The following is a 23,602-nucleotide window of genomic DNA, read 5'->3' as shown; positions in this document are numbered from 1 at the left end:
TTGCCGTTGACGACGGTGTGGTAATCCCACGGCGGCCGGGCTAGAAGCGCCCTATGAATTCCTCTTCCTCAAAAAGCGCAGGGGTCGCCGCTGCGGCCCCGTCCAATGTGGGCTCTGAAGGATCGGTCAGGCCCACGCCGACCCTCGCGGAAGGCTTCGTGCTGCTCGACAACAGCACAAGCCTGGACGCCGTATCGAAGCTCTTCGAGAAGCCGATCGAGATCATTCGCGCCGACGCTCCAGAAGACGTCGAAGCGGCGCTTGCGGCCCTTCAGGCCGGCATTGCCCGAGGCCTGCACGCGGCCGGGTTTTTCTCTTACGAGCTCGGATATCTGCTTGAACCGAGGCTGACGCACCTTCTCCCGGCGCAGCGCAAGGTGCCCCTCTTCTGGTTCGGCCTATACACCGCGCCCCGCGAAATGACGGGCGCCGAGGTCCAGGGCTGGCTGACGCGAGAGGCGATCGGCAATCCGACGCTGGGCGAGCTGGCTCATAGCTGGGATAGCGTCTCGTATTTGAAGCGCTTCGAAGAAGTTCAAAAGAACATCCGAAGTGGCGACATCTACCAGCTCAACCTCACCTTCAAAGCGAAGTTCAATCTCGAAGGCTCGCCGCTCGCCCTCTACCGCGACCTGCGCCTGAAACAGCGCGTCGCTTATGCGGGGCTCGTCGATACGGGCGACGTCACGATCCTCTCCGCGTCGCCGGAGCTCTTCATCGATCTCCATGATCGCCTCATTGAAACTCGGCCGATGAAGGGAACCGCGCCTCGTGCCGGCACGCCCGAAGGCGAGGCGGAAGTGCGCCAGGGACTTTCGACCGACGTTAAAAACCGCGCCGAAAACTTGATGATCGTCGATTTGATGCGCAATGACTTGGGCCGGATCGCCGACCTCGGATCCGTAAGCGTGACGGATCTCTTCACGATCGAGACATTCAAGACCCTTCATCAGATGACATCGGGCGTTCGCGCACATCTGAAGGACGGCGTCGGCATCACCGACATTCTGAAGGCTATCTTTCCGCCGGGTTCCATCACCGGCGCTCCGAAGATCAGGGCGATGGAGCTGATCCGCGAACTCGAAACCGAAGCTCGCGGCGTCTATTGCGGCGCCATCGGAAATTTCTCGCCGGACGGTTCGGCGCAATTCAACGTCGTGATCCGCACGGCTGTGATCGATCGCAAGGGCGCCGGCGAAATGGGCATAGGCTCAGGCATTGTTGCGGATTCCGACGGGCCGAAAGAATATGCCGAGTGCTTGCTCAAGATGAAGTTTCTGACCGACCCCGTTCGCCGCTTCGAGCTGATCGAAACGATGGTCTACGTGCCGGGCGACGGCGTGTGGCTCAGGGGCTATCACCTCGCACGGCTGGCCGCATCGGCGGCTTATTTCGGATTTGCCTACGACGCGACGAAGGTGCGCGACGCAATCGATGCAGCAATCGCGGAACAGCCCGATAACCGGCTGCGCGTAAGGCTCCTTCTCGATGAGGATGGGGCAGTCTCGGCAACCGCAACTCCCCAGCCGGAAACCGCGGCCGATGCCGTCATGCGCTACGTCATCTCCGACACGCGCTTGAACAGTGGCGATTTGTTTCTCTACCACAAGACCACGCGTCGAGAGCTCTATGACCGGGAATGGAAGCACTATTCCGATACGCTCGGCGCCGATGAAGTCATCTACCTCAACGAGAACGGCGAGCTCACGGAAGGCAGCCGCACTACGATCTTCATCGAAAGGGATGGCAAGCTCGTAACGCCACGCCTCGCCGCGGGTCTTTTGCCCGGAACGCTTCGGGCGGCGCTTATCGATGAGGGGAGGGCCGTCGAGGCCCCGCTGAGGATTGAGGATATCAACTCGGCACGCGCGATCTACCTCGGAAACTCGGTGCGCGGACTTGTTCGCGCCGAGCCTCTTGTGCCTCGCCTATCGGGCGACCACAGGCACCAGGACTGATCCTTTGTCGGCGCCGTTATCGACGGGCCATTGCGAGACGGGGCTTACCGTCTTCACGGAATTCTTCGTCTCGTGATGAGAAGCAACGGCGATCGCCGCGAGAGCCGCAAGCGTCAACGCAACAGCAGTCACGATGGCTTTCGATGAAAGCCGCGCGCGCCGTGCAAAGACTTGAGGAATCTCTTTCGTCATGCCTTGACCGATACTCAGCAGCATGACGTGGCTCTAGTCCGCCGGATGCCGCGCGACACCAGCGCACATCGTGAACAGACGGTCTCATAAAGAAGAAAAATTGCTTCAAACCCTCAGTGAACGGTGATCGATTTCGGCGCGCTCTTACATCCCTCGGACCATGCAACCGAGCATAAGGATCGCGTACGAAGTGAGCATCGCCCAGGATTCGTTTCCGGTCAGCCAAGGGATCTCTGCACCGAAGAATTTCGACATCAAAACAATCACCGTCAGGATTACTGAAAGCATAAAAGTTACAATACCTGGCGCCTTCAATCCCATGTCGTGCACTCCCTCCTCGGCTCTAAATCGAACGCGCATGTGTCTGCCCCCCTTGGTCTCATGGGTTCACAATCGCGAATCTTTATAGCAGGCGTCGCTGCGCCTTGAGACCGGCCTCCGGCGATTGCATGTGGAAAGCTTCGAGCGGTGCCGATTTGCCTAGGTGCGGCCAGCCGATGCGCCACCGGGCACCCGCCTCGGACGGAGCAGCCGGGCGAACCAGGCGAGCAGGATCAAGCCGGCGATGCCGGCGCCCGCGACCGCTTGCGGATGCTTGTCCCACAGCAACAGCGGCGCGACACGGCCATCCCAGACGAGCTTCAGATCATCCCCCAGCACCTTGGTGGAATAGCCTGACGATGGCGCGAGCATCATGTCGGCCGCGGCGCCCTGATCGCTGCTTGCTAAAATGCGTTCGCGAACGTGTCGCGAGGCGAGGATTTGCATTTTGGCGGGATCAGCCGAGACGGCCCGCAAAACCTTCTCACGCGGGCCCGGCTTCAATCCTGAGAGGTAACCCGCCAGCGCCCGAAGCTCGTCTTCCGAAAGTGACCTGAGCAGGCTGTCGAGATCGCTCGAGTTGAGCGTGAACAGCATCTCGCGCGCCGCGGGAGGTACGCTCGCGATCCTGATGATCGCAATCCGGTCGTTGAGAGCGAGGATGCGGTCGAGCGAAGCCCGGGTGAGGTCCTTCGGCGACATTCGCTTATGCAACTCGTAGTCGGTTACGCTCCCGAGGCGATCGCCGGCAAGCGCCGTCCAGTCGAGGCCTGCGCCGACCGATTTCAAGTCGCGCGCGATGTCGAGGCCCTTATCGGGCATCAGGTGTACGGCGCTGTTGAGTGAACCGTCCTGAAGACGCTGCAGGATCGACGGCTCGCCTTCTGACGCGACGAGGATCGACACCACCTCATCGAGCCGCGGCAAGGCGTCGGGCTTCACGCCGTCGAGGAATTTCCGGAATTCGCCATTCTCGTCCGCGATCCGAAGCACGAGCGCGTGCGCCCGCCGGAACGTCTGCCAAACGTTGATGACGTTATCGGCTGCCGCGTTCGCGATCGCCGCCACGTGTTCGTTCATCTGCTCTTTGAGAGTATTGGCAAGTTCTTCGCGAACCTTGTCCTTCGTCGCCGGAGCCTTCATTTCGGTGGCGATGATCGGCAACACGCCGTTGCGGAAGTCCCAGAGGTCTTTCGCGATCAGGACCAGGCCGACGCCGCCCGCCACGACCGACACGAGTCGCGAAAGAACGCTGCCGACGATGCGCTGGCCGACGCGCTGGGCGAGATTTGCAAGCTGCCGGCGTACGATCAGGATCGTTGCGCCAGCAAGTCCACCGCTCGTTTCCTTCAGCACCGAACCTGCCCCGACGCCGCCCGATCCTTTGTTCGGATCGACCACGACGCCTTTGCTGGCGTCGCTGGCAAGAGCATCCGCGACGGCGCTTCCGTAGCGCGGACCGACATAGGCTTTGAGGCAATCGAGCAGCGGGCCCGTTGCGTCCGAGCTTGCGAATTCGATGGACTTGCCGACTTCCGCGGCGACGCCGGACGCCAGATCCTCGATGCCGGTCTTGACCGCGTCCGAACGATACACGCGCTCGGCGACCATCGTGGCGAGCTGCTGGGACTTTTCACTGTTGGCGAGGGACTGGAGCCGGTCGGACCAGCTCGTCTCGTTCGTTATCTCCGCGACCGCGATATCGACGCGGCTGTCGATGATCTGGTCGAGATTCCTTTGCCGCCATTGATCCGCGACTAACGCATTGTAGTCGATGGTCTTTGTGCCGTTCGAGATGGCGTCTGTCGCGATAGCGATCACGGCGGCCTTCAAAGCCCCGTCGTCCTTTGCCTGACAGGCCTCATAGTCCGCACGGCTGATCGGGTCTGCAACGGCGATCGGCAGAGGTAGCTGACACAACACCAAAGCCGCGGCTGTCAGCAGCGAAACGGGCAGGCGCAAGGAAACAGTCACTTCAACTCAGTCCCCGGCAGGTCCTACCGGTGGGCTTCCGCGGGACGCGGCCGGTAACGCCAGTTTAAGTATAAAGCATCGTTTCCGCGGGAACAGTGTCTAGAAGCTTTGGGTTGGTCGATAATCGTCCGATGCGGACCCCATTTCCTATTTTCGCGCCCAAAACGCGATCTGGGATGAGCCTGTGACGCGAGGAACTGAAATGAATCAAAGTGTCTGCCAAAAAGTCGCCATTTCGATGCTGCAATGCAGCAACTTCGAGCGGCAAACCGCGGCGCGGCATGAAGTCCACCTTAACCAATCGTCAGTAACCTGACGTCAAAACCTATGGTGTTTTCAGCAACTTCGTAATACCTTCACAAACAAAATCTCAACTGCGGGTATATGCAAAAAAGCTCAAATCTGCGGCGACGCGACAAAGTTGCGTTGGCATCTGAAGCTGCTGCGTCGTAATTAGCGTTCCACAGGGTAATAACGAGTTCAACGTAGGTAATGAAAAACCAAGAAAAATTTCAGCCTCCTCGCGGAAGCGTTTACATTCCCGGTGGGAAGTCGGGGGTTTTGTTGGTCCATTCTCTCGGCGGTTCACCGCTTGAGATGAAGGCCGTTGCGCATGCGCTCTCCCGCAAGGGATTGACGGTTTATTGTCCGGTTGTTCCTGGACTGACGTTTGGCACCGACGTCTCCGGCCTTTCGACGTGGCAGGACTGGTACAAGTCGGTCTCGGACGCTTTCGATCATTTACGCAGCGTATGTGACAACGTCATCATCGGCGGCGCTTCGGCTGGTTCTATCTTGGCTCTGCGGCTCGCGGCCTACCGTCAAGACCAAGCCTGCGGCGTGATGCTTTATGCACCGACGCTTGCTGTTAATGGCTGGGCCATTCCGAAAGCCATCAAGCTTTTCCACCTCGTCACCGACAAGTGGACCGCACGCCTTTTCAAATTCCGCACACCGGCACCTTACGGCATCAAGGATGAGCGCGTACGCAACTTCGCTCTCGATTCGATGCGCGGCAGCGATAACATGCCGGCCGACATCACCGAGCGTGGTGGCGGCACCGTCTACGAATTCTTCTGCCTCGTGCGCAATGTCCGGCCGATGCTGCCGCTCGTGAAGCTGCACACGCTGATCTTCCATCCGCGCCACGACGACCAGAGCGACATCAAGAATACGATGGCACTCCAGCGCCAGCTCGGCGGCATGGTTGAAGTTTCAGTTCTCGACGATAGCTATCACTTGGTCACGCTTGACCGTCAGCGCGGCTATGTCGTTGACCGGACAACGGAATTCGTTGACCGCCTGTTGGCACGCCAGGCCGACAAGGTCGTGGTTCAGAAGCCCGCTTCGACTAATTCGAAGCAGCTGGGGGCGGCTGAGTAGCCGCCTCTTTTACGGCAGCCTTTTTCTTATGTGGCGCAGTCGCGACGTTGGCGCCTCCGAGTTTGGAGGCGTCTGACGCGGACTTCGTCGTCTTCTTCGCAGTGCCTGCCGCCTGCTTTTTCGCATCGCCCTGCTTCACTTGGGTCGGCGCGGCTGCGGCATCAGGAGCGCACGATGGCAAATCTGCCGGTGCTCGCGTCCAGATGAACGATTTGCCTAGAAAACGCATTCCCTTGTAGCCCGTCACCTTGAGGGTGTCGCCGTCGACGAGATCCAAGGCAACATCGTAGGATTTGCCTTCCTTCGGATCGTAAACCCAGCCGTTGTCGAACCCCCCGCCCGACAGCTGCTCGAGGTTGCCCAAAACCGGCAAGCCGCAAATCGGGCGCGTGCGCCGCGAAGCATCGGGATTATATCTGTCGATCTTGGGTTGGCCGTCGGCGGCCATCGGCTCTTGAAGCCAATAGATCTTTCCGCAGAGCGTTGTCGGAGTGCAGATCTCGATCTTGACCGCACCCTTGCCGGTGTCGTCGTACCAGACGCCGACTTCTTTGGGATCAGCCGCCGCCGCAGTCGGGCGGTTGGCGAAACCGAGTAAGCAAGCTGCGGCGACCAGAGCAACGCCTGAACAATTCGCAATGTTCAAATTACGCATGACAATAAACCGCAGATAGAATTTCAACTTCAGTACTCCTATGCCCTGAAAACGGCAAAACATTGGAACTTATTTGTTAATCCGTTGCTAAGGCTTTAGGAGAAAGCCTTTTCCGTCGGCAATTAACCCCGGTGGCATGGTTCGAGGCGGAACGTGACGCGGATCGTTTTCGCGTTTCACTGTGGTCGCGACGAGACAATAGAGCTATATGACCCTGCATGAGGCGCGCCGGTATTGATGCGGAGCTCGCGCCTGTTGCAGGCCCTAAGGCCCAATAGAAACATTCTGAGAGATCCGGCAGATACATGGTTTTTACTCTCGCGCTTCGTAACTTGTTGCACGATCGCGTTCGCTTGGCGGTAACGCTTATCGGAATTCTTTTCTCCATCGTTCTTGTGGCAGTGCAACTCGGTTTGTACCTCGGGTCGAGCCGGATGATCACGGCCAACATTGCCCGCTCCAACGCCGATCTCATCGTAACGACCTTCGGCGCCAAAAGCTTTGAGGACGGCGGGCTCCTTTTGGGCGATCGCGAACGCCACCAAGCCTTGGCGACGCCCGGCGTAGAAAGCGTCGTGCCTCTCGTCGTCGCTTTTGCAGAATGGCGGAAGCCTGAGGGCGGTTCCTCGCGCGTGGTCCTCGTTGGCGCCGATGCCGACGATCAGGGCCTCCTTCCGTGGGGCCTCATTCAAGGGACAGTCGAGGACATCAAAGCGCCTGACGCCATCGCCGTCGATAGCACCTATTTGAGCGAACTCGGCGTCAACGGCATCGGTGACACCGCGCAGGCGGCTGGTGGCCGCGTCAAGATCCGAGCGCTGACGGAAGGTATCCGCTCCTTCACCCAATCGCCGTATGCTTACACGACGCTTAACCGTGCTCGTCAGTTGCTCGGCGCCGATGATGACAAGTCGACGTTCCTTCTCGTGAAGCTTGCCCCGGGAGCGAACATCACGGAAGTTCAGAACGATCTCGCGAAGCGTCTCGATTCAGCTGACGTGTTGACCAAGGATGAATTCGAAAGCCGCAGCCTCAAGCAGTGGCTGTTCCGCACGGGTGCGGGCTTGGCCCTCATCGGCGGCGCTATCCTCGGCAGTCTTGTCGGCACGGTGATTGTCGCGCAGACGCTGTATTCGAGCACGAAAGACCATATTCACGAATTTGCCACGCTGCGCGCGCTCGGATCGTCCAGAGGCTATATCTATAAGGTGATCTTGGCTCAGGCCGGGTTGAGCGCGATCATGGGTTACGTGCTCGGCATGATAATCGCCTTAATAATACTCTACCTCAGTAGGAATTCGTCGTTGCCGCTGGTGATGACGCCGGGATTGGCATTCTGGCTTTTCGCACTGACGCTCTTCATGTGCGCGATCTCGGCGCTTTCGGCCATCGTCAAGGTCACGAAGATAGATCCGGCTACGGTGTTTGCGCGATGACAACGACTCCCGTCATGCAGGCGGACAATATCGTCAAGGAGCTTGGCTCAGGTGCTGGCCTGGTGGTCGCCGTTAAAGGCGTATCGCTGGAACTGGTCCCCGGCGAGCTGACACTCCTGATGGGGCCCTCGGGCTCCGGCAAGACGACGCTTCTGTCGATCCTCGGCGGCATCATGAAACCGACATCGGGATCCCTCCGCATCGCGGATACGGTGATCGACGGTCTCTCCGCCGAAGATCTGGCCAAAGTGCGGCGCGAGCACCTCGGTTTCATCTTCCAGTCCTACAATCTGTTCCCGACGCTGAACGCCATCGAAAACGTTCGCATTGCGCTCGACGTCAGGGGCATCAAGGGCTTCGCTGCCACGAGCCGCTCGGAAGAGGTTTTGCGTGAAGTGGGTCTCGGCCATCGGCTGACCAACTATCCCCGCAACCTCTCGGGCGGCGAACAGCAGCGCGTTGCCGTTGCCCGCGCCATCGCAAGTTCACCGTCGATCGTGCTCGCTGACGAGCCGACCGCCGCTCTGGACAGCGAGAATGGCCACGCGGTGATGGCTCTCCTATCTCGCATCGCCAAGGAACAACATCGCAGCGTGCTTGCCGTAACGCACGACCCGCGAACCTTGGGTTACGCCGATCGCGTCATACGCATCGAAGACGGCAGAATCGTCGGCGAAGAGCGCCGGCCGGAAGGCATAGATGCCCCCGAAATCACGGATTTGACGAAGAGGCGAAAGCTGCATGCTTAAGAAGATTGATCCCACCGTCTCAGCCATTGTGGTTGCTGCGGCCATAGCGCTGTCAGGTGGCTTTGCATTTAATACGCTGACGAAGAGCGAAACGCTTTTCTCCAGCGTCGCGGGCTCGGCACATGCCGACACCACGGCTCCGGCTGCGCAATGGGCGGCATCCGCCACCGCGCGCGTCGAGCCGAAGGATGGTGAAGTCCGCATAGCGAGCGAAGTCGGCGGCAAGATTGCCGAAGTCCTAGCCAACACGAACGACCAGGTAAAGGCCGGCGATCTGCTGATCCGTCTCGACGACGCAGACTATTACAACAAGATTGCCGCCGCCTCCGCCGAAGCGAGCGTTCGCGAACGTGAACGCGGTGAGGAAGCGGCAACCGGTCCGGCACTCGATCGACGCAACGCCGAGGATGCAGTCTCTAAAGCGCAGCGTGGCGTTTTCGCCGCCCATGAGGCTTTCGACGCAGCATTCCGCGCTTCGAAAACCGACAAGGGCAATGCCGAAGCAGTCGACAAGGCCCGCAAGGATCTGGTTGCCAAGCAAGACGCGTTGACGGCTGCGAAGGCGAAGCTCGCGCAGGTCAATGCTCAGGCAAACATGCCGCTGCAGCAGCGTCTGGAATCATCGCTGGCTCTCGCCCGTTCCGATCTGACCTCTGCCGAACTCGCCCTCGAGCGCACGCGCATCCGCGCCCCCGCCGACGGCACCATTCTGAATGTTTTGGGACGCGTCGGCGAAACCGCCGTACCCTCGCCGGAGAGCTCCGTCGTCGTCTTTGGCGACATGTCGAGCCTTCGCCTTCGCGCAGAAGTCGAAGAGCGCGATGCCGCAAGAGTTCATGTCGGCCAGCGCGTCGTCGTGAAGGCCGATGCCTTCCCCGACAAGACGTTCGAAGGCACCGTTACGTCGATCTCGCAGTCGTTGGCTGCTCCCCGGATCGCGACCCGTGGCCCCCGCCGTCCAAATGACGTTGAAGTCGTCGAAGTGATGGTCTCCCTCGACGATCATCCGCCGCTCTTCACCGGCATGCGCGTCGACACGTTCTTCAAGCTCGACAATCAAGCTGCGAACGCATCGGCCAGCACGGCGAAAGCCAACTAACAGTTTAGCCTGACAGCAAAAAGGGCGTCCGCGGTTCTCGCGGGCGCCCTTTTTCTTTGTGTAGCCGTTCGACCGAGCAACAGAGGTTAAGCGGCCGCCTGCCGCGCCGTCGCATCGATCTGCGCTGTTAACTTCGGATCAAGCCTGAGCGCGTTCGCGAGTGACGCCAAAAACCGCTCTTCGGCTGGTGAATTGTCTGCAACGGCAATGCGAGCCGCAATGTAAAGCTGGACAGCTTCCTGAGGTGTGCTGACGGATTGCGCCAGCTCTTCGATGGTTGGCGGATCATTGAGCTCGCTCGCCAGGAACGCTTCGGCCTCGCCGTCGAGGCCTGCCTGCTTGATCCCGCCCATGATCCTCTCTTGCTCGCTGGGGTCTATGCGCCCATCGGCAAAGGCGGCTGCGATCATTGCCTGAAGATAATGGACCGCAGCATCGTTCGTCATCGCAGCCGGCTCGAAGCCCGATCCCGCGGGAGGCGGTTCGGGTGACATCACGGCCTGCGGTGCGCCGGTCTTGTCTGCTGAATCGTCGCCGGTGAGAAGCGGCTTGCCCGCCTCGTAGTTCTGAAGGGCCTTGTAGGCCAAACCCCCGAGCATCGCGAGCGCGCCAAGCTTCGCTGAACTTGCCGCCACCGACCGGCCAGTGCGTGTTCCAAGCAGAAGACCGCCGAGCCCGCCGGCAGCTGCGCTGGATGCATAAGGGTTGTTTTGAATGAGGTCTTTGAGTTTGCCGAGCAGCTGACCCGTTTGCGGGTCGGAGGTTAGCCGCCCGAGAGCATCGCTTGCACCGGTTTCTTGCCCGATCCGTGCTGAACCTTCTTTGACGCCTTGTGTGGCCTGCGCGAGAACTCGCCCCAGAATATCGCCGATGCCGCCGCTCGCTGACACCGAGCCTCCGGCTTGCCCAAGCTTGTCCCTGATCTGACTGAGGATGGCTCCAAGATCGGCGCCGGCATCTCCCGATTGAGTTCCGGTTTGAGCTGGCGCGTCTCCGGGTGATCGAGGCTGGCCCTGCGATAGGCTCCGGCTGATCTGGTTCAGGATATCGCCAACCCCGCCGCTTCCGCCAGGCGCGCTCTGAGTTCCGCCTTGGGGAGTGGTTCCGCTTCCCGCACTCCGGAGAATTTCATTCAAAATATCTCCAATGCTGCTGCCGCCGTTTGGCTGCTGCGTTGGAGTTGATGTCGATGTCGATGTCGATGGTCCCGCGGGCGCTGCGCCGCGAACAACAGCTTCAAGCAACGATTTGGCGTCGAACATATCGGGGGTTCCTTCAGTTGCGGCCGCTGGCTGAAAGGTAGGCACGCACCCTGTCGTCGACAATCCGATGCCGGTACTTTCCTCCCGAATTTATTCCGCCGCGAGAGGCATTGGACGATGGCCCTGCTCGCTCTGATGGCCAGGGGTCCCGGGCGGGGTCCCAGGCGAGCCGTGCGCCGGCTTGGTTTCGTCATCCGGCTCGTCCGTCGGACCGATGAAGCGCCCGAAAATGCGCTGCATCAGCTTGCCGAGGTCATCCATGACGGTGAAGAACGACGGCACGAACACCAGCGACAGCATCGTCGAAACCAAGAGGCCGCCGATCACCGCGATCGCCATAGGCGCACGGAATTCGCCGCCGTCTCCGAGAGCGAACGCGCTGGGAAGCATGCCGGCGGCCATGGCGAGCGTCGTCATGATGATGGGACGCGCCCGTTTGCGGCCAGCATCGATGATCGCCACGCCGCGGTCCACTCCCGCAGCGATCTCCTCGATTGCGAAGTCGACGAGCATGATCGCATTTTTCGTCACGATGCCCATGAGCATCAATAGGCCGATATAAACCGGCATGCTGATCGGATTATTGGTGACGAGCAAGCCCAACGCCACGCCGCCGAACGACAGCGGCAACGACAGCAAGATAGTGATAGGCTGGAAGACGCTGCCGAACAGCAGGAGCAGCAGCCCGAGCACGATCAGAATGCCCGTTCCCATCGCCGTGATGAAACCGTCGGCGACTTCGTCCTGAACTTCGGCATCGCCTGATGGCTGCAACGTTACCGATGCGGGCAGCTTCAGCTCATTGACGACATCGAGAAACTTTTCGCGGGCCGTGCTCAGGGCGACGCCGCGATCGAGATCGACACCGACGACGGCGCGCCGCAACCGGTCGTAGCGTTCGACGGACGCCGGTCCGCGCCCGAATTCGACTGTCGCGACAGCTGTCAACGGGATCGCTTTGCCGGCCGCGTTTGTCACGCGCAACTGCTCGATCTGTTTCAGATCGGTGCGCGTGTTTTCTTCAAGCTGCACGCGGATGGGAATTTGCCGGTCGCCGACCGTAAACTTTGCGAGGTTGAAACCAGCGTCCCCGATCGTCGCGACGCGAATGGCCTCTGCGATCTGATCGGGCGCCACGCCGAGGCGAGCGGCTTCGTCGAGGCGCGGGACGATCCGGATCTCCGGCCGTTCCGTCGAACCGGACGCAGCAACATTGCGGAAGCCCGGAACACTGCGCAACGCCGTCTCCACCTTGCCGATTGCAAGATTGAGATCTTCGCCGCTGCGCGACAGCATCGAGAACGACAGCTCCCGTTCGCCGCGCTCATTGACGTACCAGGCGCGCGTATCGGGAACGTCCGAAATCTTCGCGGCGATGATGGCCTTGAGCTGTTTCTGCGTGAGCTTGCGCTGTGTCTTTGGAACGAGCTTCACGAAAAGCGCCGCGCGGCGAATTTCGAGTTGGCCCGTCGGGCTCGTCCCGCCAAGCACGAACACTTGGCTGACTTCCGGAATGGTCCTCAGCGATTTGACGAGTTGGTCTGTCTTGTCTCGCGTTTCGTTCAGCTGCGTCCCCGGCGGAAGTTCAACTGCAACGACGACGCGAGACGTATCTTCGTCCGGCAAAAAGCCGGTGGGAAGCAGCGTTGTCGCGTAGATCGAAGCGGAGAACAACGCTACGCCCGATAGAAGCGTCAGGTAGCGCCAACGAAGCGTTGCCGAAAGAAAGCGGGTGTAGGCGCGCATGATTGCGCCGTCCACATGCGGTTTCTCTGGAATGGGCCGCAAGAGATATGCGGCCATCATTGGCGTGATGAGGCGCGCGACCAACAGCGAAATGAGCACCGCGACCGCGACGGTCATGCCGAACTGCTTGAAGTATTGTCCGGCAATGCCGCCCATGAACGACACGGGCGCGAAAATCGCGACGATCGTCAGCGTGATGGCGATGACGGCAAGACCGATTTCGTCCGCGGCTTCGAGCGCCGCACGATAAGGGGATTTGCCCATGTGCATATGGCGCACGATATTCTCGATCTCGACGATCGCGTCGTCAACGAGAATGCCGGTTGCGAGCGTTATGCCGAGCAGGCTGACGAGGTTGAGCGAAAAGCCGAGAGAGCTCATTGCCCAGAACGTCGGGATCGCGGCGAGCGGCAGCGCAACGGCCGCAATCGCCGTCGCCCGCCAATTGCGCAAAAAGACGAGCACGACGAGAACCGCCAGCACGGCGCCCTCGATCAGCGTTTCCATCGCCGCGATATAGTTGCCGCGCGTATATGCGACCGCGTCGTCGATCTTTGTTAGCTTGACGTCGGGATACTCCGCTTCGAGCGCCTTCAGAGAAGCGTTGACGGCATCGGAAACCGAAAGGTCGCTCGTTCCCTTCGTGCGGAAGATCGAGAACGAGACGACGGGTTGGCCATTCAGGCGGCCAAACGACCGCTGTTCGCTGGCGTCGTCAATGACGCGGCCGAGATCGCGAAGACGAACCTCGCGGCCTCCGGCAAGAATGATTTTTCCGTCGGCGAAGGCTTCGACCTCGCGCGCGCCGGCAAGCGTCCGGATCGCTTGTTCCTGGCTGCCGACTTCCCCGCGGCCGGATCCGAGATCGACGTTCGTCGAGCGGACTTGGGCATTCACCTGTGCCGCCGTTATGCCATAGGCAAGAAGCTTATCGGGATCGAGATTGACGCGAATTTCTCTGTCGACACCGCCGTAACGCTCGACGCGTCCCACGCCCTTCGTCGCCTGCAGCCTCCGCTTTATGACATCGTCGACGTGCCACGAAAGCTCTTCGAGCGTCATGCCAGGCGACGTCGCCGCAAACGACAGGATCGCTTGTCCTTCGACATCGATGCGCTCGATGACGGGCTCGTCGATGGTGCGTGGCAGATCGGCTCGAATTTTCGCAATCGCGTCTTTGACGTCGTTCAAAGCCCGGTCGGTATTTGTTTCGAGGCGGAATTCCAGGACAGTCGCCGACAAGCCGTCGGTCAGCGTTGACGTGATGTGTTTGACGCCCGTGATGTTCGCCACGGAGTCTTCGATGACTTTCGTCACCTGCGTTTCGAGTTCCGCAGGTGCGGCGCCCGACTGCGTGACCTTCACCGAAACGATCGGCACGTCGATGTTCGGAAAGCGCGTCACGGGCAGCGACTTGAAGCTCAGGACGCCGAGCAGCATCAGGACTGCGAAGAGCACGATGGCAGGGACGGGCCGGCGGATCGACCAGGCTGAGACGTTGATGCGCATTACTTCGCCTCGCTCAGCCGCGGCTCGGGAATAACGGGACGCACGACGTCACCGTCGCGAAGGAATGTCCCGGCTCTCGTCACCACCAGATCGCCCTCGTTGACGCCCTTCTTGATCTCGACGCGATCGCCCGCGATCAGGCCCACCGTGACGGAGTGCTTTTGAACCTTGTCGTCCTTGACGACCTGCACGGACGCGAGACCCTGATCGAATGTCACTGCGGAAGAAGGCACGGCAAGGCCGCGGCTCCGCGCTGTTTCTATCCGCCCGCGCGCATAGGAGCCGATTCGCAGCGAGGGATTGTCGCCGAGGAAAATCTTGACTCGGCCGAGCCGCGTAGCCTTGTCGACTTCGGGCGAGACGAGGCGAACCTTCCCTTCGAAGTCGCCGTTCTGCGGCACCGTCACCACAGCCTTTTGCCCGACTTTGACCCTCTTCAACTCTGTCTCGACGATCTCGGCGTCGAGTTCGATCTCGCCGTTCTGGATGATGCGAAACATCGGCTCGCCGGCCGTCGAAGCCATCGCACCGATGCGCGCCATGCGCCGGCTGATGACGCCGTCCGCAGGTGCCGTCACTTCGGTATTGTTCCGCCGCCACATGAGTTCGCGGCGCTGGGCCTCGACTTGCGCCTTCTCGGCTTTCGCCGCCGTCAACCCATCGCGCGCCGCAATGAGCTGCGCCGCTGTTGTGTGCGCAGCACTCTCGCGCTGGTCGTAGGTGGCGCCCGAAAGATAGCCGGACTGCTTCAGCGGCACCGCACGGTCGAACTGCGCGGCGGCCTCCTTCGACTGCGCTTCGAATTGCACGATTTGGCTTTCGGCCTGCGCGATCGCAGCGTCCGAGCGCGCGAGATTGGCGTCGTTTTGTGCGAGCTGCGCATCGAGCTGCTCCGCGACGAGGCGGGCGAGAACCTGACCCTTTTTGACTTTATCGCCCTCGTCCGCGAGAAGCTCGAGAACCCGCAAACCCTCGACCTCGGGAGAAACGAGGATCTCTTCACGCGGCACGAGCGAGCCAGAAACTGCGGCCGTCTCGACGAAATTGTCGATGCCGACCTTCGAGACGGTGATTGTCGGAGCCGCGACCGGCTTCGCCGCTTCGAGCCTTTCGGCCTGCACAGCGGCTGCGTGTTTTTTCTCGAGGTAGACGTAGCCCCCGCCAGCCACAGCGCTTGCAGCGAGAAGGCCGAAGAAAAACGTTCTCATATTCATCGGCGCGCCTCGCGTGCGGAAACTTTCGAATGGGAAGGCTTCGGCTCCACTGGATTGAGCAATGTGCCGATGAGGTCGATCATGACTGGGAGGACGGCGCGCATGTCTGCCGTCGGATGGATGGCGCGGCGCCAGAACATGCCGTCGCCGATGACATTGAAAACCTTGACCAGTGTCTGGATGTCAGTCCGTGGCGCGATGCGCCCCTCTTCTTGGAGACGGCGAAACAACGCTTCGAAGTTGTCGGAACAGAATTGGTCGACGCTCATGAAGATTTCGGCGATGCGCGGATTGCGCGTCGCCTCGATACCCATCTCGATGACGAACCGCTGCTTCTCGGCGCCCTCGTCGATGAAGTAGTGCTGACCGATGGCGTTGAGAGCCTCGAGGAAGTCCGGCGCGGTGGCGAGCGAAGCGAAACGTTCGGCAAATTCCGCGCGGTCGCGCTCACAGAGCCCCGCGATCAGCGCTTCCTTGCTATCGAAATAAACGTAGAGCGCGCCTGGGCTGACGCCTGCTTCCCGGCAGATCGTCTGCATCGTGGTGGCGTGAAATCCGCCACGAGCAAAGCACGTGAGAGCCGCGTCGAGAATGTGCTCTCGTCGGGCGCGCTGTGTGTCTGGTTTGAGCTTCGGCATCGCGGCGATGGTCCGTGGGTGATCTACGATAAAAACGAACGAGCGTTCCGTTTGTTGGAGGATTGCGGAAAGGTCAAGGCGAACAGGTGTTCGTTTTGTAAAATTTTTAGGGTGATCCCACGGGGCCACGGGGTCGGTGCAGCAGCAACCTGATGCTCCCGCGAGCAAAAATGCGTGGTTGGTCAGCCGGGCCAAGGCAGAAACATCGTCTCTGCAAAAAAGAGGAGCAGTAGGTCCCGCAGCCCACCGCTCCTCTCTCAACCGCCCGAGCCTACGGCCGGGCGGATTCCGCAATCTCGCGATATCGATAGCGCTCTGCAGGCGGCGGCCAAACGGCCCCGCGCAATCGCTGAAATCGATTATGTGATCGAAGAAGTACTTCGCCTCATATGGGCGCGCCTCTAAACGGTAATCCGAACATCGCAAACGGCAATGAAATGCGCAGGCATTGAGTAATTTCGTTCGTCATCGGTATCGCGGGCCCTCGGTGATCGGCAGTGCAATCAACATGGGCGCGTCTAATCCCCCATCTTATAGCGCACTTCCAGGAAGCCCAATTCTTAAATCGCTAAAATGTTTCCCGATAAGCGTTGATTGAATGGAATCCGCGGCGAGGTGAGATTGAAATGCCTCACGTGATCAGGGTGCGCAGGGCTTTCCTGTAAAAATGCACAACGTTCCCGCTGGCCCGGTCAGACAGCGTTCTTCCGTATCTTGAGCGCGCGCCCAATTTGCGAAGTTCGGCCCAAGTTCTGGAATTGCGCGAACCTTTGCACGCCAGTTCGCTCGGGCCTTCGTTTTCGCGAGCCAGACGTAACGGGCTTCTTCGCCTCGCGCGACAACCGGCGAAGAAGCGCAGCTGCCCGCGAGAACCGATATTGGAAAGGCGGCGAGTAGAAAAAGCAAAGCGAGCATCTGAGCCGAGATCCTCGCCAGAGACGTATTCATTTTGTTTATCCCCGAAGATTGCTCCGCCGCTTTGTAATCAATCCATATGACACGGCTCAGTATTGAAAAAGCACATTGACGGTTCCATAGGCCGAGGGATTTTTCGCCGCCCAATTCTCGACCCTCCAAAGCCCGCCTCCGGCTGCTGAAATCTCGCCGCCGCTCCATTCGTAACGCGTGAACAGGCCGGCCCGTCCATTCCAGGCGCCGTCGCCCGTTTCGACATTCTTGTCATAGCGAAGCTCGGGTCCGATCGATAGCTTCGGCGAAACACGCCAGCCGGACCGCCACTGAGACGCGGACTCGTTCCTCGCTGTCGAATAGCTGAGGTCGAGCGATGTCCATGAATCCGCGCTGAGTGTGAGCCAGAATTCGAGCGCGCCTTTGGCGCCGTAACGGGTACCGTCATCGCTGTTATCCGGATCGCTCTTGAGATGATCCTTCGAAGACATCGCAGCACCCGCGAACGCTTTCGCGGTCAGCCGGCCCAACTGCAGATAGTATCCAAGAAGAACCTCGGCGTAGGAATGTCCGACTTGGTAGTGCTTCCGGCTGCGCTCGTCTTCACCGCAAATGTCGTTCGAGGTCGCGTCACCGCAATTCGTGTGCGACTGGATGCTGTCGTAGCCGTACCGGCCATACCCTCCGCCCAGGCGAAGACGCCATCCGTCGCTGTAGATATCCGGGCTGCCGAGGGCGAAAGTCATTCCCGAATAGGCGAGCCACTGATCGCGAGCCACGTCGAACCCGCCGTAAGCTTCTCGCCAGCCGTATTTCTCCTGGACCCAGTCAGTAGGTGGATCACTCGATTGCGCTGAAGCGGCGCTGGCAGCGAAAATCTGTGAGGCCGCGATGACCAGGTTGGCCACAACGGAGAGCAGGCCCGACCGGCACTCCCCCAGACGCAACATTGACGCCGACGCTCTTACAAACGCTTGTATTAACCAAGTTGAACATAACGCTGGATGAAATGAAGAGCGTCAAGAAGAACGCAAGATGAACCAAGCAAAGTTCTTAAGTTCAATTAGAGATAAGTGAAGTTTACGATTGTATAACTATGGTTGTGTAGCGTGTAATTTTCAGCCTACGGACATTTCTCAACTCGATTGCATTTGATCTGAGTCATCGAACTGCAGTGAAGGCAGCGTACAATCCTTAGCGGATCGTAGAGATGCAATTGCTGCCCTTGAATGAATTACCAGAGCACGCATCTGTGAACTGCGGCCCTCGGGCTGCCGTGGTACTGACCCACAATTAGCGCAAGTCAGAGTTATTGGCGCAGAAGCTTTAAAAAGTTGGCCGTCAAAGGCCGCAGCATATTTTGTGTCTGGGAGGACGCAGCAATGGCATATGAAGAGGGCACGCGTACGACGAATACTTCGCTATACTATCCGCTCTATCAGCAAGCCTTTGAATGGGCCGACAGTACATCGATGTTCTGGCAGCCTTTTCTGAAAGCTGCTGGCCGCACGCAGCTTGAGGTCGCGAGCTTGCATGCGCGTCAAGCCCAGGCGTTTGTCCATTGGGCACATCGAATGATGCAGCCGGCGACACCGGTCGACGTTTTCAGTGCGCATGCTCATTTTTGGGCGACGGTCACCGGGCAATACATCGAGACCGTCCCGCGCGTCGCGGCGGCGGTTGAGAAAGCTGCCGAGGCCGTCACGCCGAAGGTGCTGCCCTTGCCGGCCAAGCCGGCTCGGGACGGTTTGATACTTCTGGATCGGCAGCCTTCCGGCGGAACGCCCGAGCGCAGGGTCGCCTGACGTCTGCGTCAGTCAACCGAGACCTACCGATGTAGAGGCCGATTGGTTCGCCAATCGGCCTTCGTCATTTGAGCTCGATCAACGCGTCGCCAAAGCCTTTTAGCGAAATGGGGATGCCGATGCCCGCTTCCTCGGTCTGGAAAATGATGAAGATCGCGGTCTTCCCCGTCTTCAGCTGCTCGACGAGGGAGTCCTCGACAACGACCTGGGCATAGCACGCGAAGCTGTGGCACCGGAGAAATGGTGCATGACCGACATCCTTGTCGTCGATCTTGAGGCCCAGTCCCGGCGGCAGCAGCACGCCGAGCGGCGCAAAAACCCTGAGTACCCGCGTTCCGTTCGAGAATTTCTGGAAGTAGACGGTGAGGCCGATGTTGTTCTTGTCTTCGGCTGTCACGCTCTGAACAAGGGCGCAGATCGGATTCTTGGAACCCGGTGGCGGATCTTTGCAGACGACCTGCCAGTCGCCGTGCTGCGACTTGACCGTTCCCTCCGGCGCATCGACGGCGAACGCTTTGTCCGGCAAGGCAAGCCCGCCCACCAGTTGTGCAATTGCGAGAAGGCCGGCGATCGCGCCCACGATCGGCATCCGGTTAGCGATCATTTTGCGCAAATGAATTGCCGGAGGGCCCCAGAAGCCCGTTTTATGCAGTGACAATCGATGATCCTTGCTTTCGCGGGCGGCGCCCAATTGATAAAGCGACGAAGGAAGAGCGCGCTTCGTCGTCTAGGAATCCGGCCGAATTCTGTCGCGAAAAATCACGCCACTCACCAGGGAGGATGATCGATTCGCCGATTCGGCACAGCTGTTTCGCGAAGAAATGACGCAGAAAGCTTGACTTGAGGCGCGTGAAGAGATTGTGCTCTGTATCAACCCGCCTTAACAAAACGATGAGGCATTCGGTCCGCGACGTCGGCGGGCCATTTCCCAGTGCGCAACTGGGCAATAAAGAACGGGAATGACACGCCGGCCCGGGGTGTCAGGTAAATCTGGGAGGCTGTCGGTCCAGGGGGATCTGAACCGACGAATTGGGAGCGAAGGAATGTCGAATAGGATGTTTGGCGCGGTTGCCATTATGGCGGCCGCGTGTTTGGCAGTTGGCCTTGGTGGGTTGGCCCCAGCGTTGGCCGGGCTCGGGCAGCCCACGGATGGTGAGCTCGGTCTGCAGCTTCCTGCGACCCCGATCATGGGCCAGATCTTCGACCTCTTTCATGTCATCAATACGATCATCACGGTCATCGTTTTGTTCGTTCTCGTGTTGATGGTTTACGTGATGTATCGCTTCAACGAGAAGCGTAACCCCACCCCATCCAGAACCTCGCACAACACGATGCTTGAGGTTGCCTGGACGATCCTTCCGATCCTGATCCTCGTTGGTATTTCGATCCCCTCCTTCCACCTGCTCTTCAATCAATACAATTTTCCCAAGCCCGATCTGACGATCAAGGCAACCGGCAACGCCTGGTTCTGGGAGCATGAGTATGTCGATGACAAGGTGACGATCACCTCGAACATGGTCAACGACGAGGACGTGCTGCGGGCGAAAATCGGCGACGAGGCTTACGACAAGCAGTTCGGCTCGCTCGAAGGCGCCGCACTCCACAACGCTCTCTATCAAGCTTCGCTTCCGATCTGGAACGAAGAGAAGAAGCTCCGGCGCTTGGCGGTCGATCAAGAGATCGCAGTGCCGGTCAATAAGGTGGTCGACGTTCTGGTCACGTCTAACGACGTCATCCATTCCTGGACGATCCCTTCGTTTGGCGTAAAGATGCAGGCCGTTCCGGGTCGCGTCGCGGCTGTTTGGTTCAAGGCGACGAAGGTCGGCTCCTACCACGGCCAGTGCGCGGTGCTATGCGGTAAGCTCCACTCGGCCATGCCGATCGCCGTTCGCGTTGTCGATCAGCCGGTCTATGATGCATGGATGGCGGCGCTGAAAGCCAAGGACAAGAAGAAGGCGCAGCAGATCCTTGATGCGGACACTGCGAGCAAGGCTGAGATTCAGTCGGTAGCTCAAGCGCAGTAACGGCGGTTCATTGATGGCCGGGCAATAGCCCGGCAGATCTGACGCTCAAGAAAAAAAGATCAGACAAAACTTCCGGGACAAGGGCTCTACGAAATGGGAAGCACGGCATACGCAGAAGGCGACGGGCACGATCACGCCCCGCCATTTTTTAAACGCTGGTTCTTTTCGACGAACCACAAGGATATCGGCACCCTCTACCTGTTGTTCGCGATCTTCGCGGGCTGCATCGGCTTGTTCCTGTCGGTGATGATGCGACTGGAACTTCAGGAGCCGGGCCTGCAGTATTTCGCCAACGAAGGCATCTATAACGTCTTCGTCACGGGTCACGGTTTGATCATGGTCTTCTTCATGGTCATGCCCGCGATGATCGGCGGCTTCGGCAACTGGTTCGTGCCGTTGATGATCGGTGCGCCTGACATGGCGTTCCCGCGCATGAACAACATCTCGTTCTGGCTGTTGCCGGCGGCGTTCGCGCTTCTGCTTATTTCGTTGTTCGTGCCGGGCACTGCAGACGCCGATGGCGTCGGCGCAGGCTGGATCCTGGTCGCTCCGTTGTCGGGCAGAATCGGTCACCCCGGTCCCGCGGTCGATTTCGGTATCCTGGCGCTCCATCTTGCTGGCGCGTCGTCGATCCTCGGCGCCATCAACTTCATCACGACGATCTTCAACATGCGTGCCCCGGGCATGACGCTGCATAAGATGCCGCTGTTCGCCTGGTCGGTGCTCGTGACTGCGTTCCTGCTGCTTCTGTCGCTGCCGGTTCTGGCCGGCGCCATCACGATGCTGCTGACGGACCGCAACTTCGGTACGACCTTCTACGATCCGGCAGGTGGCGGCGATCCTCTTCTCTACGCTCACCTCTTCTGGTTCTTCGGCCACCCGGAAGTTTACATTCTCATCCTGCCCGGCTTCGGCATGATCAGCCACATCGTGTCCACGTTCTCGCGGAAGCCGATCTTCGGTTACCTCGGAATGGCGTACGCGATGGTCGCTATCGGCCTCGTCGGCTTCATCGTCTGGGCCCACCACATGTATACGGCGGGTCTGAGCGTCGATACGCAGGCCTACTTCATGTTCGCAACGATGGTCATCGCGGTGCCGACCGGCATCAAGGTGTTCTCGTGGATCGCAACGATGTGGGGCGGCTCGCTTCAGTTCCGCGTGCCCATGCTCTGGGCGCTGGGATTCATCTTCCTCTTCACCGTCGGCGGCGTGACGGGCGTGATGTGCGCTAACGCGGGCATCGATCGTTCGCTGCACAACACGTATTACGTCGTGGCGCACTTCCACTACGTGCTGTCACTCGGCGCCGTGTTCTCGATCTTCGCGGGCTGGTACTACTGGTTCCCGAAGATGTCCGGCTACATGTACAATGAGACGCTCGGCAAGATTCACTTCTGGCTGACGTTCATCGGCGCCAACGTGCTGTTCTTCCCGCAGCACTTCCTTGGTCTGTCGGGCATGCAGCGCCACTACGCCGATTATCCCGAGGCTTTCGCCTACTGGAACCGCATCTCGTCTTACGGCTCGTACATCACGACGCTTGGCGTGGTCGTCTTCCTGTTCGGGATGTTCTACGCCTACTTCATCCGTAAGGAAAAAGCGGCGGCGAACCCGTGGGGCGTCGGAGCGACAACCCTGGAATGGACGCTGTCGTCACCGCCACCGTTCCATTCTTATGAAACGCTGCCGCGGATCGCCGCGACGGACCATCACTGACGATAAATGGGTGAGCGACGGGGCGAGGCATCAGCCCCGTCGCCATCCGGTTACGAAGCTAAATTTCTAAGACGGCGCCCGCGATATGAGCATTCAAAGTGAAGTCGGCCAAGCAGACCTGACGCTGGAACCCAGCGTTAGCGATTTCATCCAGCTGATGAAGCCGCGGGTGATGACGCTTGTCGTGTTTACGGCACTTGCCGCAATGCTCGCGGCCCCGGGCCCGATCAATCCAATTCTCGGCGCCATCGCGATCATATCCATCGCCATCGGCGCGGGCGCTTCGGGCGCCCTCAACATGTGGTACGACGCCGATATCGACGCGCGCATGGCGCGGACGGCCGCTCGACCCTTGCCGCGTGGCCGCGTCACGGGCGAAGAGGCGCTGAACTTTGGCGGCGTGTTGAGCGTTTGCTCCGTTCTGACGCTCGGCGTCTTGGTCAACTGGACGGCCGGAGCGCTGTTGGCGGTTACGATCGCCTTCTATCTTTTCGTTTACACGATGTGGCTGAAGCGGCGGACGCCCTACAATATCGTCATCGGCGGCGCGGCCGGCGCATTCCCTCCGATGGTCGGCTGGGCAGCCGTAACGGGAAGCATCAGCATCGATAGCATCCTGCTGTTCCTCATCATCTTCATGTGGACGCCCCCGCACTTCTGGGCGCTCGCTCTCTATCGCTGCCGTGACTACGAGCGCGTCGGCGTGCCGATGCTGCCGGTCGTTGCAGGCCTGGCCGAGACGCGGAAGCAGATCGTTCTCTACTCCATCATCCTCGTGCCGCTGGCGGTAGTGCCTTTCTTTACCGGTCTCGGCGGAATGACGTATCTCGTCTGTTCAGTGGCGCTCGGAGCAGTCTTCTTGGGGCTCGCCCTTCGCGTCTACGTGACGACGGAAGGCCGTGAAGCCGATACGGCGGCACGGCAGCTTTTCTGGTTCTCGATACTTTATCTCTACGTGCTGTTCGCAGTTCTTTTTGGTGAAGCTATTTTCCATCGTTTTTTTGCGTGA

General features: G+C 59.8%; 19 protein-coding genes. 9 read left to right on the top strand and 10 right to left on the bottom strand.

Annotated features, from left to right (window positions below):
• Positions 1-53: 53 nt before the first annotated feature.
• A complete protein-coding gene (gene pabB / locus BM399_RS14315; RefSeq protein ID WP_092868447.1) occupies positions 54-1,958 on the top strand; it encodes an aminodeoxychorismate synthase component I in 1,905 nt (634 codons plus the stop codon).
• Here the strand turns inward: pabB and BM399_RS14310 are convergent.
• Both BM399_RS14310 and BM399_RS14300 read right to left on the bottom strand, forming a co-directional pair.
• On the bottom strand, positions 1,929-2,174 hold the full coding sequence (locus tag BM399_RS14310) for a hypothetical protein (RefSeq protein ID WP_244531266.1): 246 nt from the start codon (positions 2,172-2,174) through the stop codon (positions 1,929-1,931). The two genes, pabB and BM399_RS14310, sit on opposite strands and share 30 nt — an antisense overlap.
• Positions 2,175-2,630: 456 nt before the next feature.
• Complete coding sequence (locus tag BM399_RS14300; protein ID WP_092868445.1) at positions 2,631-4,445, bottom strand: hypothetical protein; 1,815 nt, start codon at positions 4,443-4,445, stop codon at positions 2,631-2,633.
• A gap of 564 nt (positions 4,446-5,009) precedes the next feature.
• On the opposite strand from BM399_RS14300, the gene BM399_RS14295 reads away from it, so the two are divergent.
• The gene (locus BM399_RS14295) at positions 5,010-5,828 is read left to right on the top strand and encodes an alpha/beta hydrolase (protein ID WP_244531265.1); all 819 of its coding nucleotides are present in this window, start codon (positions 5,010-5,012) and stop codon (positions 5,826-5,828) included.
• Here BM399_RS14295 and BM399_RS14290 read toward each other — a convergent pair.
• Entirely contained in the window at positions 5,797-6,510 is a 714-nt protein-coding gene (locus tag BM399_RS14290) for a DUF2147 domain-containing protein (RefSeq protein ID WP_092868443.1), read from the bottom strand. The genes BM399_RS14295 and BM399_RS14290 overlap by 32 nt on opposite strands.
• Positions 6,511-6,788: 278 nt before the next feature.
• On the opposite strand from BM399_RS14290, the gene BM399_RS14285 reads away from it, so the two are divergent.
• From BM399_RS14285 to BM399_RS14275, 3 genes are read left to right on the top strand one after another with little or no spacing between them, the layout of a single operon-like run.
• On the top strand, positions 6,789-7,919 hold the full coding sequence (locus tag BM399_RS14285; RefSeq protein ID WP_092868442.1) for an ABC transporter permease: 1,131 nt from the start codon (positions 6,789-6,791) through the stop codon (positions 7,917-7,919).
• Positions 7,916-8,668, top strand: a complete 753-nt coding sequence (locus BM399_RS14280) for an ABC transporter ATP-binding protein (RefSeq protein ID WP_092868441.1) — start codon at positions 7,916-7,918, stop codon at positions 8,666-8,668. Before BM399_RS14285 ends, BM399_RS14280 begins: the two co-directional genes overlap by 4 nt.
• Positions 8,661-9,767, top strand: coding sequence for an HlyD family secretion protein (locus BM399_RS14275; protein WP_092868440.1), 1,107 nt, complete (start codon positions 8,661-8,663; stop codon positions 9,765-9,767). The genes BM399_RS14280 and BM399_RS14275 overlap by 8 nt, the downstream gene beginning before the upstream one ends.
• A gap of 86 nt (positions 9,768-9,853) precedes the next feature.
• On the opposite strand, the gene BM399_RS14270 is transcribed toward BM399_RS14275, so the two are convergent.
• The 6 genes from BM399_RS14270 to bcsS all read right to left on the bottom strand — a co-directional run bounded on the left by BM399_RS14270 (position 9,854) and on the right by bcsS (position 17,995).
• Entirely contained in the window at positions 9,854-11,029 is a 1,176-nt protein-coding gene (locus tag BM399_RS14270; protein WP_092868439.1) for a tellurite resistance TerB family protein, read from the bottom strand.
• A 90-nt stretch (positions 11,030-11,119) separates the two neighbouring features.
• Positions 11,120-14,284, bottom strand: a complete 3,165-nt coding sequence (locus tag BM399_RS14265; protein ID WP_092868438.1) for an efflux RND transporter permease subunit — start codon at positions 14,282-14,284, stop codon at positions 11,120-11,122.
• A complete protein-coding gene (locus tag BM399_RS14260) occupies positions 14,284-15,498 on the bottom strand; it encodes an efflux RND transporter periplasmic adaptor subunit (protein WP_092868437.1) in 1,215 nt (404 codons plus the stop codon). The genes BM399_RS14265 and BM399_RS14260 overlap by 1 nt, the downstream gene beginning before the upstream one ends.
• Positions 15,495-16,136, bottom strand: a complete 642-nt coding sequence (locus BM399_RS14255; RefSeq protein WP_092868436.1) for a TetR/AcrR family transcriptional regulator — start codon at positions 16,134-16,136, stop codon at positions 15,495-15,497. The genes BM399_RS14260 and BM399_RS14255 overlap by 4 nt, the downstream gene beginning before the upstream one ends.
• 639 nt (positions 16,137-16,775) lie before the next feature.
• Positions 16,776-17,084, bottom strand: coding sequence for a hypothetical protein (locus BM399_RS14250; RefSeq protein WP_244531264.1), 309 nt, complete (start codon positions 17,082-17,084; stop codon positions 16,776-16,778).
• A gap of 56 nt (positions 17,085-17,140) precedes the next feature.
• Positions 17,141-17,995, bottom strand: a complete 855-nt coding sequence (gene bcsS / locus BM399_RS14245) for a cellulose biosynthesis protein BcsS (protein ID WP_092868435.1) — start codon at positions 17,993-17,995, stop codon at positions 17,141-17,143.
• 432 nt (positions 17,996-18,427) lie between these two features.
• Here bcsS and BM399_RS14240 point away from each other — a divergent pair, with 432 nt between their 5' ends.
• A complete protein-coding gene (locus BM399_RS14240) occupies positions 18,428-18,850 on the top strand; it encodes a hypothetical protein (RefSeq protein ID WP_092868434.1) in 423 nt (140 codons plus the stop codon).
• A gap of 64 nt (positions 18,851-18,914) precedes the next feature.
• Here BM399_RS14240 and BM399_RS14235 read toward each other — a convergent pair whose 3' ends face one another.
• A complete protein-coding gene (locus tag BM399_RS14235; protein ID WP_425284097.1) occupies positions 18,915-19,454 on the bottom strand; it encodes an invasion associated locus B family protein in 540 nt (179 codons plus the stop codon).
• 439 nt (positions 19,455-19,893) lie between these two features.
• On the opposite strand from BM399_RS14235, the gene coxB reads away from it, so the two are divergent.
• From coxB to BM399_RS14220, 3 genes are all read left to right on the top strand, one after another.
• Entirely contained in the window at positions 19,894-20,874 is a 981-nt protein-coding gene (coxB, locus tag BM399_RS14230; protein ID WP_092868433.1) for a cytochrome c oxidase subunit II, read from the top strand.
• 93 nt (positions 20,875-20,967) lie between these two features.
• Positions 20,968-22,593: a cytochrome c oxidase subunit I gene (ctaD, locus tag BM399_RS14225; RefSeq protein WP_092868432.1), complete on the top strand. Its 1,626-nt coding sequence runs from the start codon at positions 20,968-20,970 to the stop codon at positions 22,591-22,593.
• An 85-nt stretch (positions 22,594-22,678) separates the two neighbouring features.
• A complete protein-coding gene (locus tag BM399_RS14220) occupies positions 22,679-23,602 on the top strand; it encodes a heme o synthase (RefSeq protein ID WP_092868431.1) in 924 nt (307 codons plus the stop codon).

The sequence above is a fragment of the Hyphomicrobium facile genome, from assembly GCF_900116175.1.
In the GTDB taxonomy this organism is placed as follows: Bacteria; Pseudomonadota; Alphaproteobacteria; order Rhizobiales; family Hyphomicrobiaceae; genus Hyphomicrobium_B; species Hyphomicrobium_B facile.
Note: the sequence above shows the minus strand (reverse complement) of the source record. Positions and strands in the feature narration are given on the sequence as shown.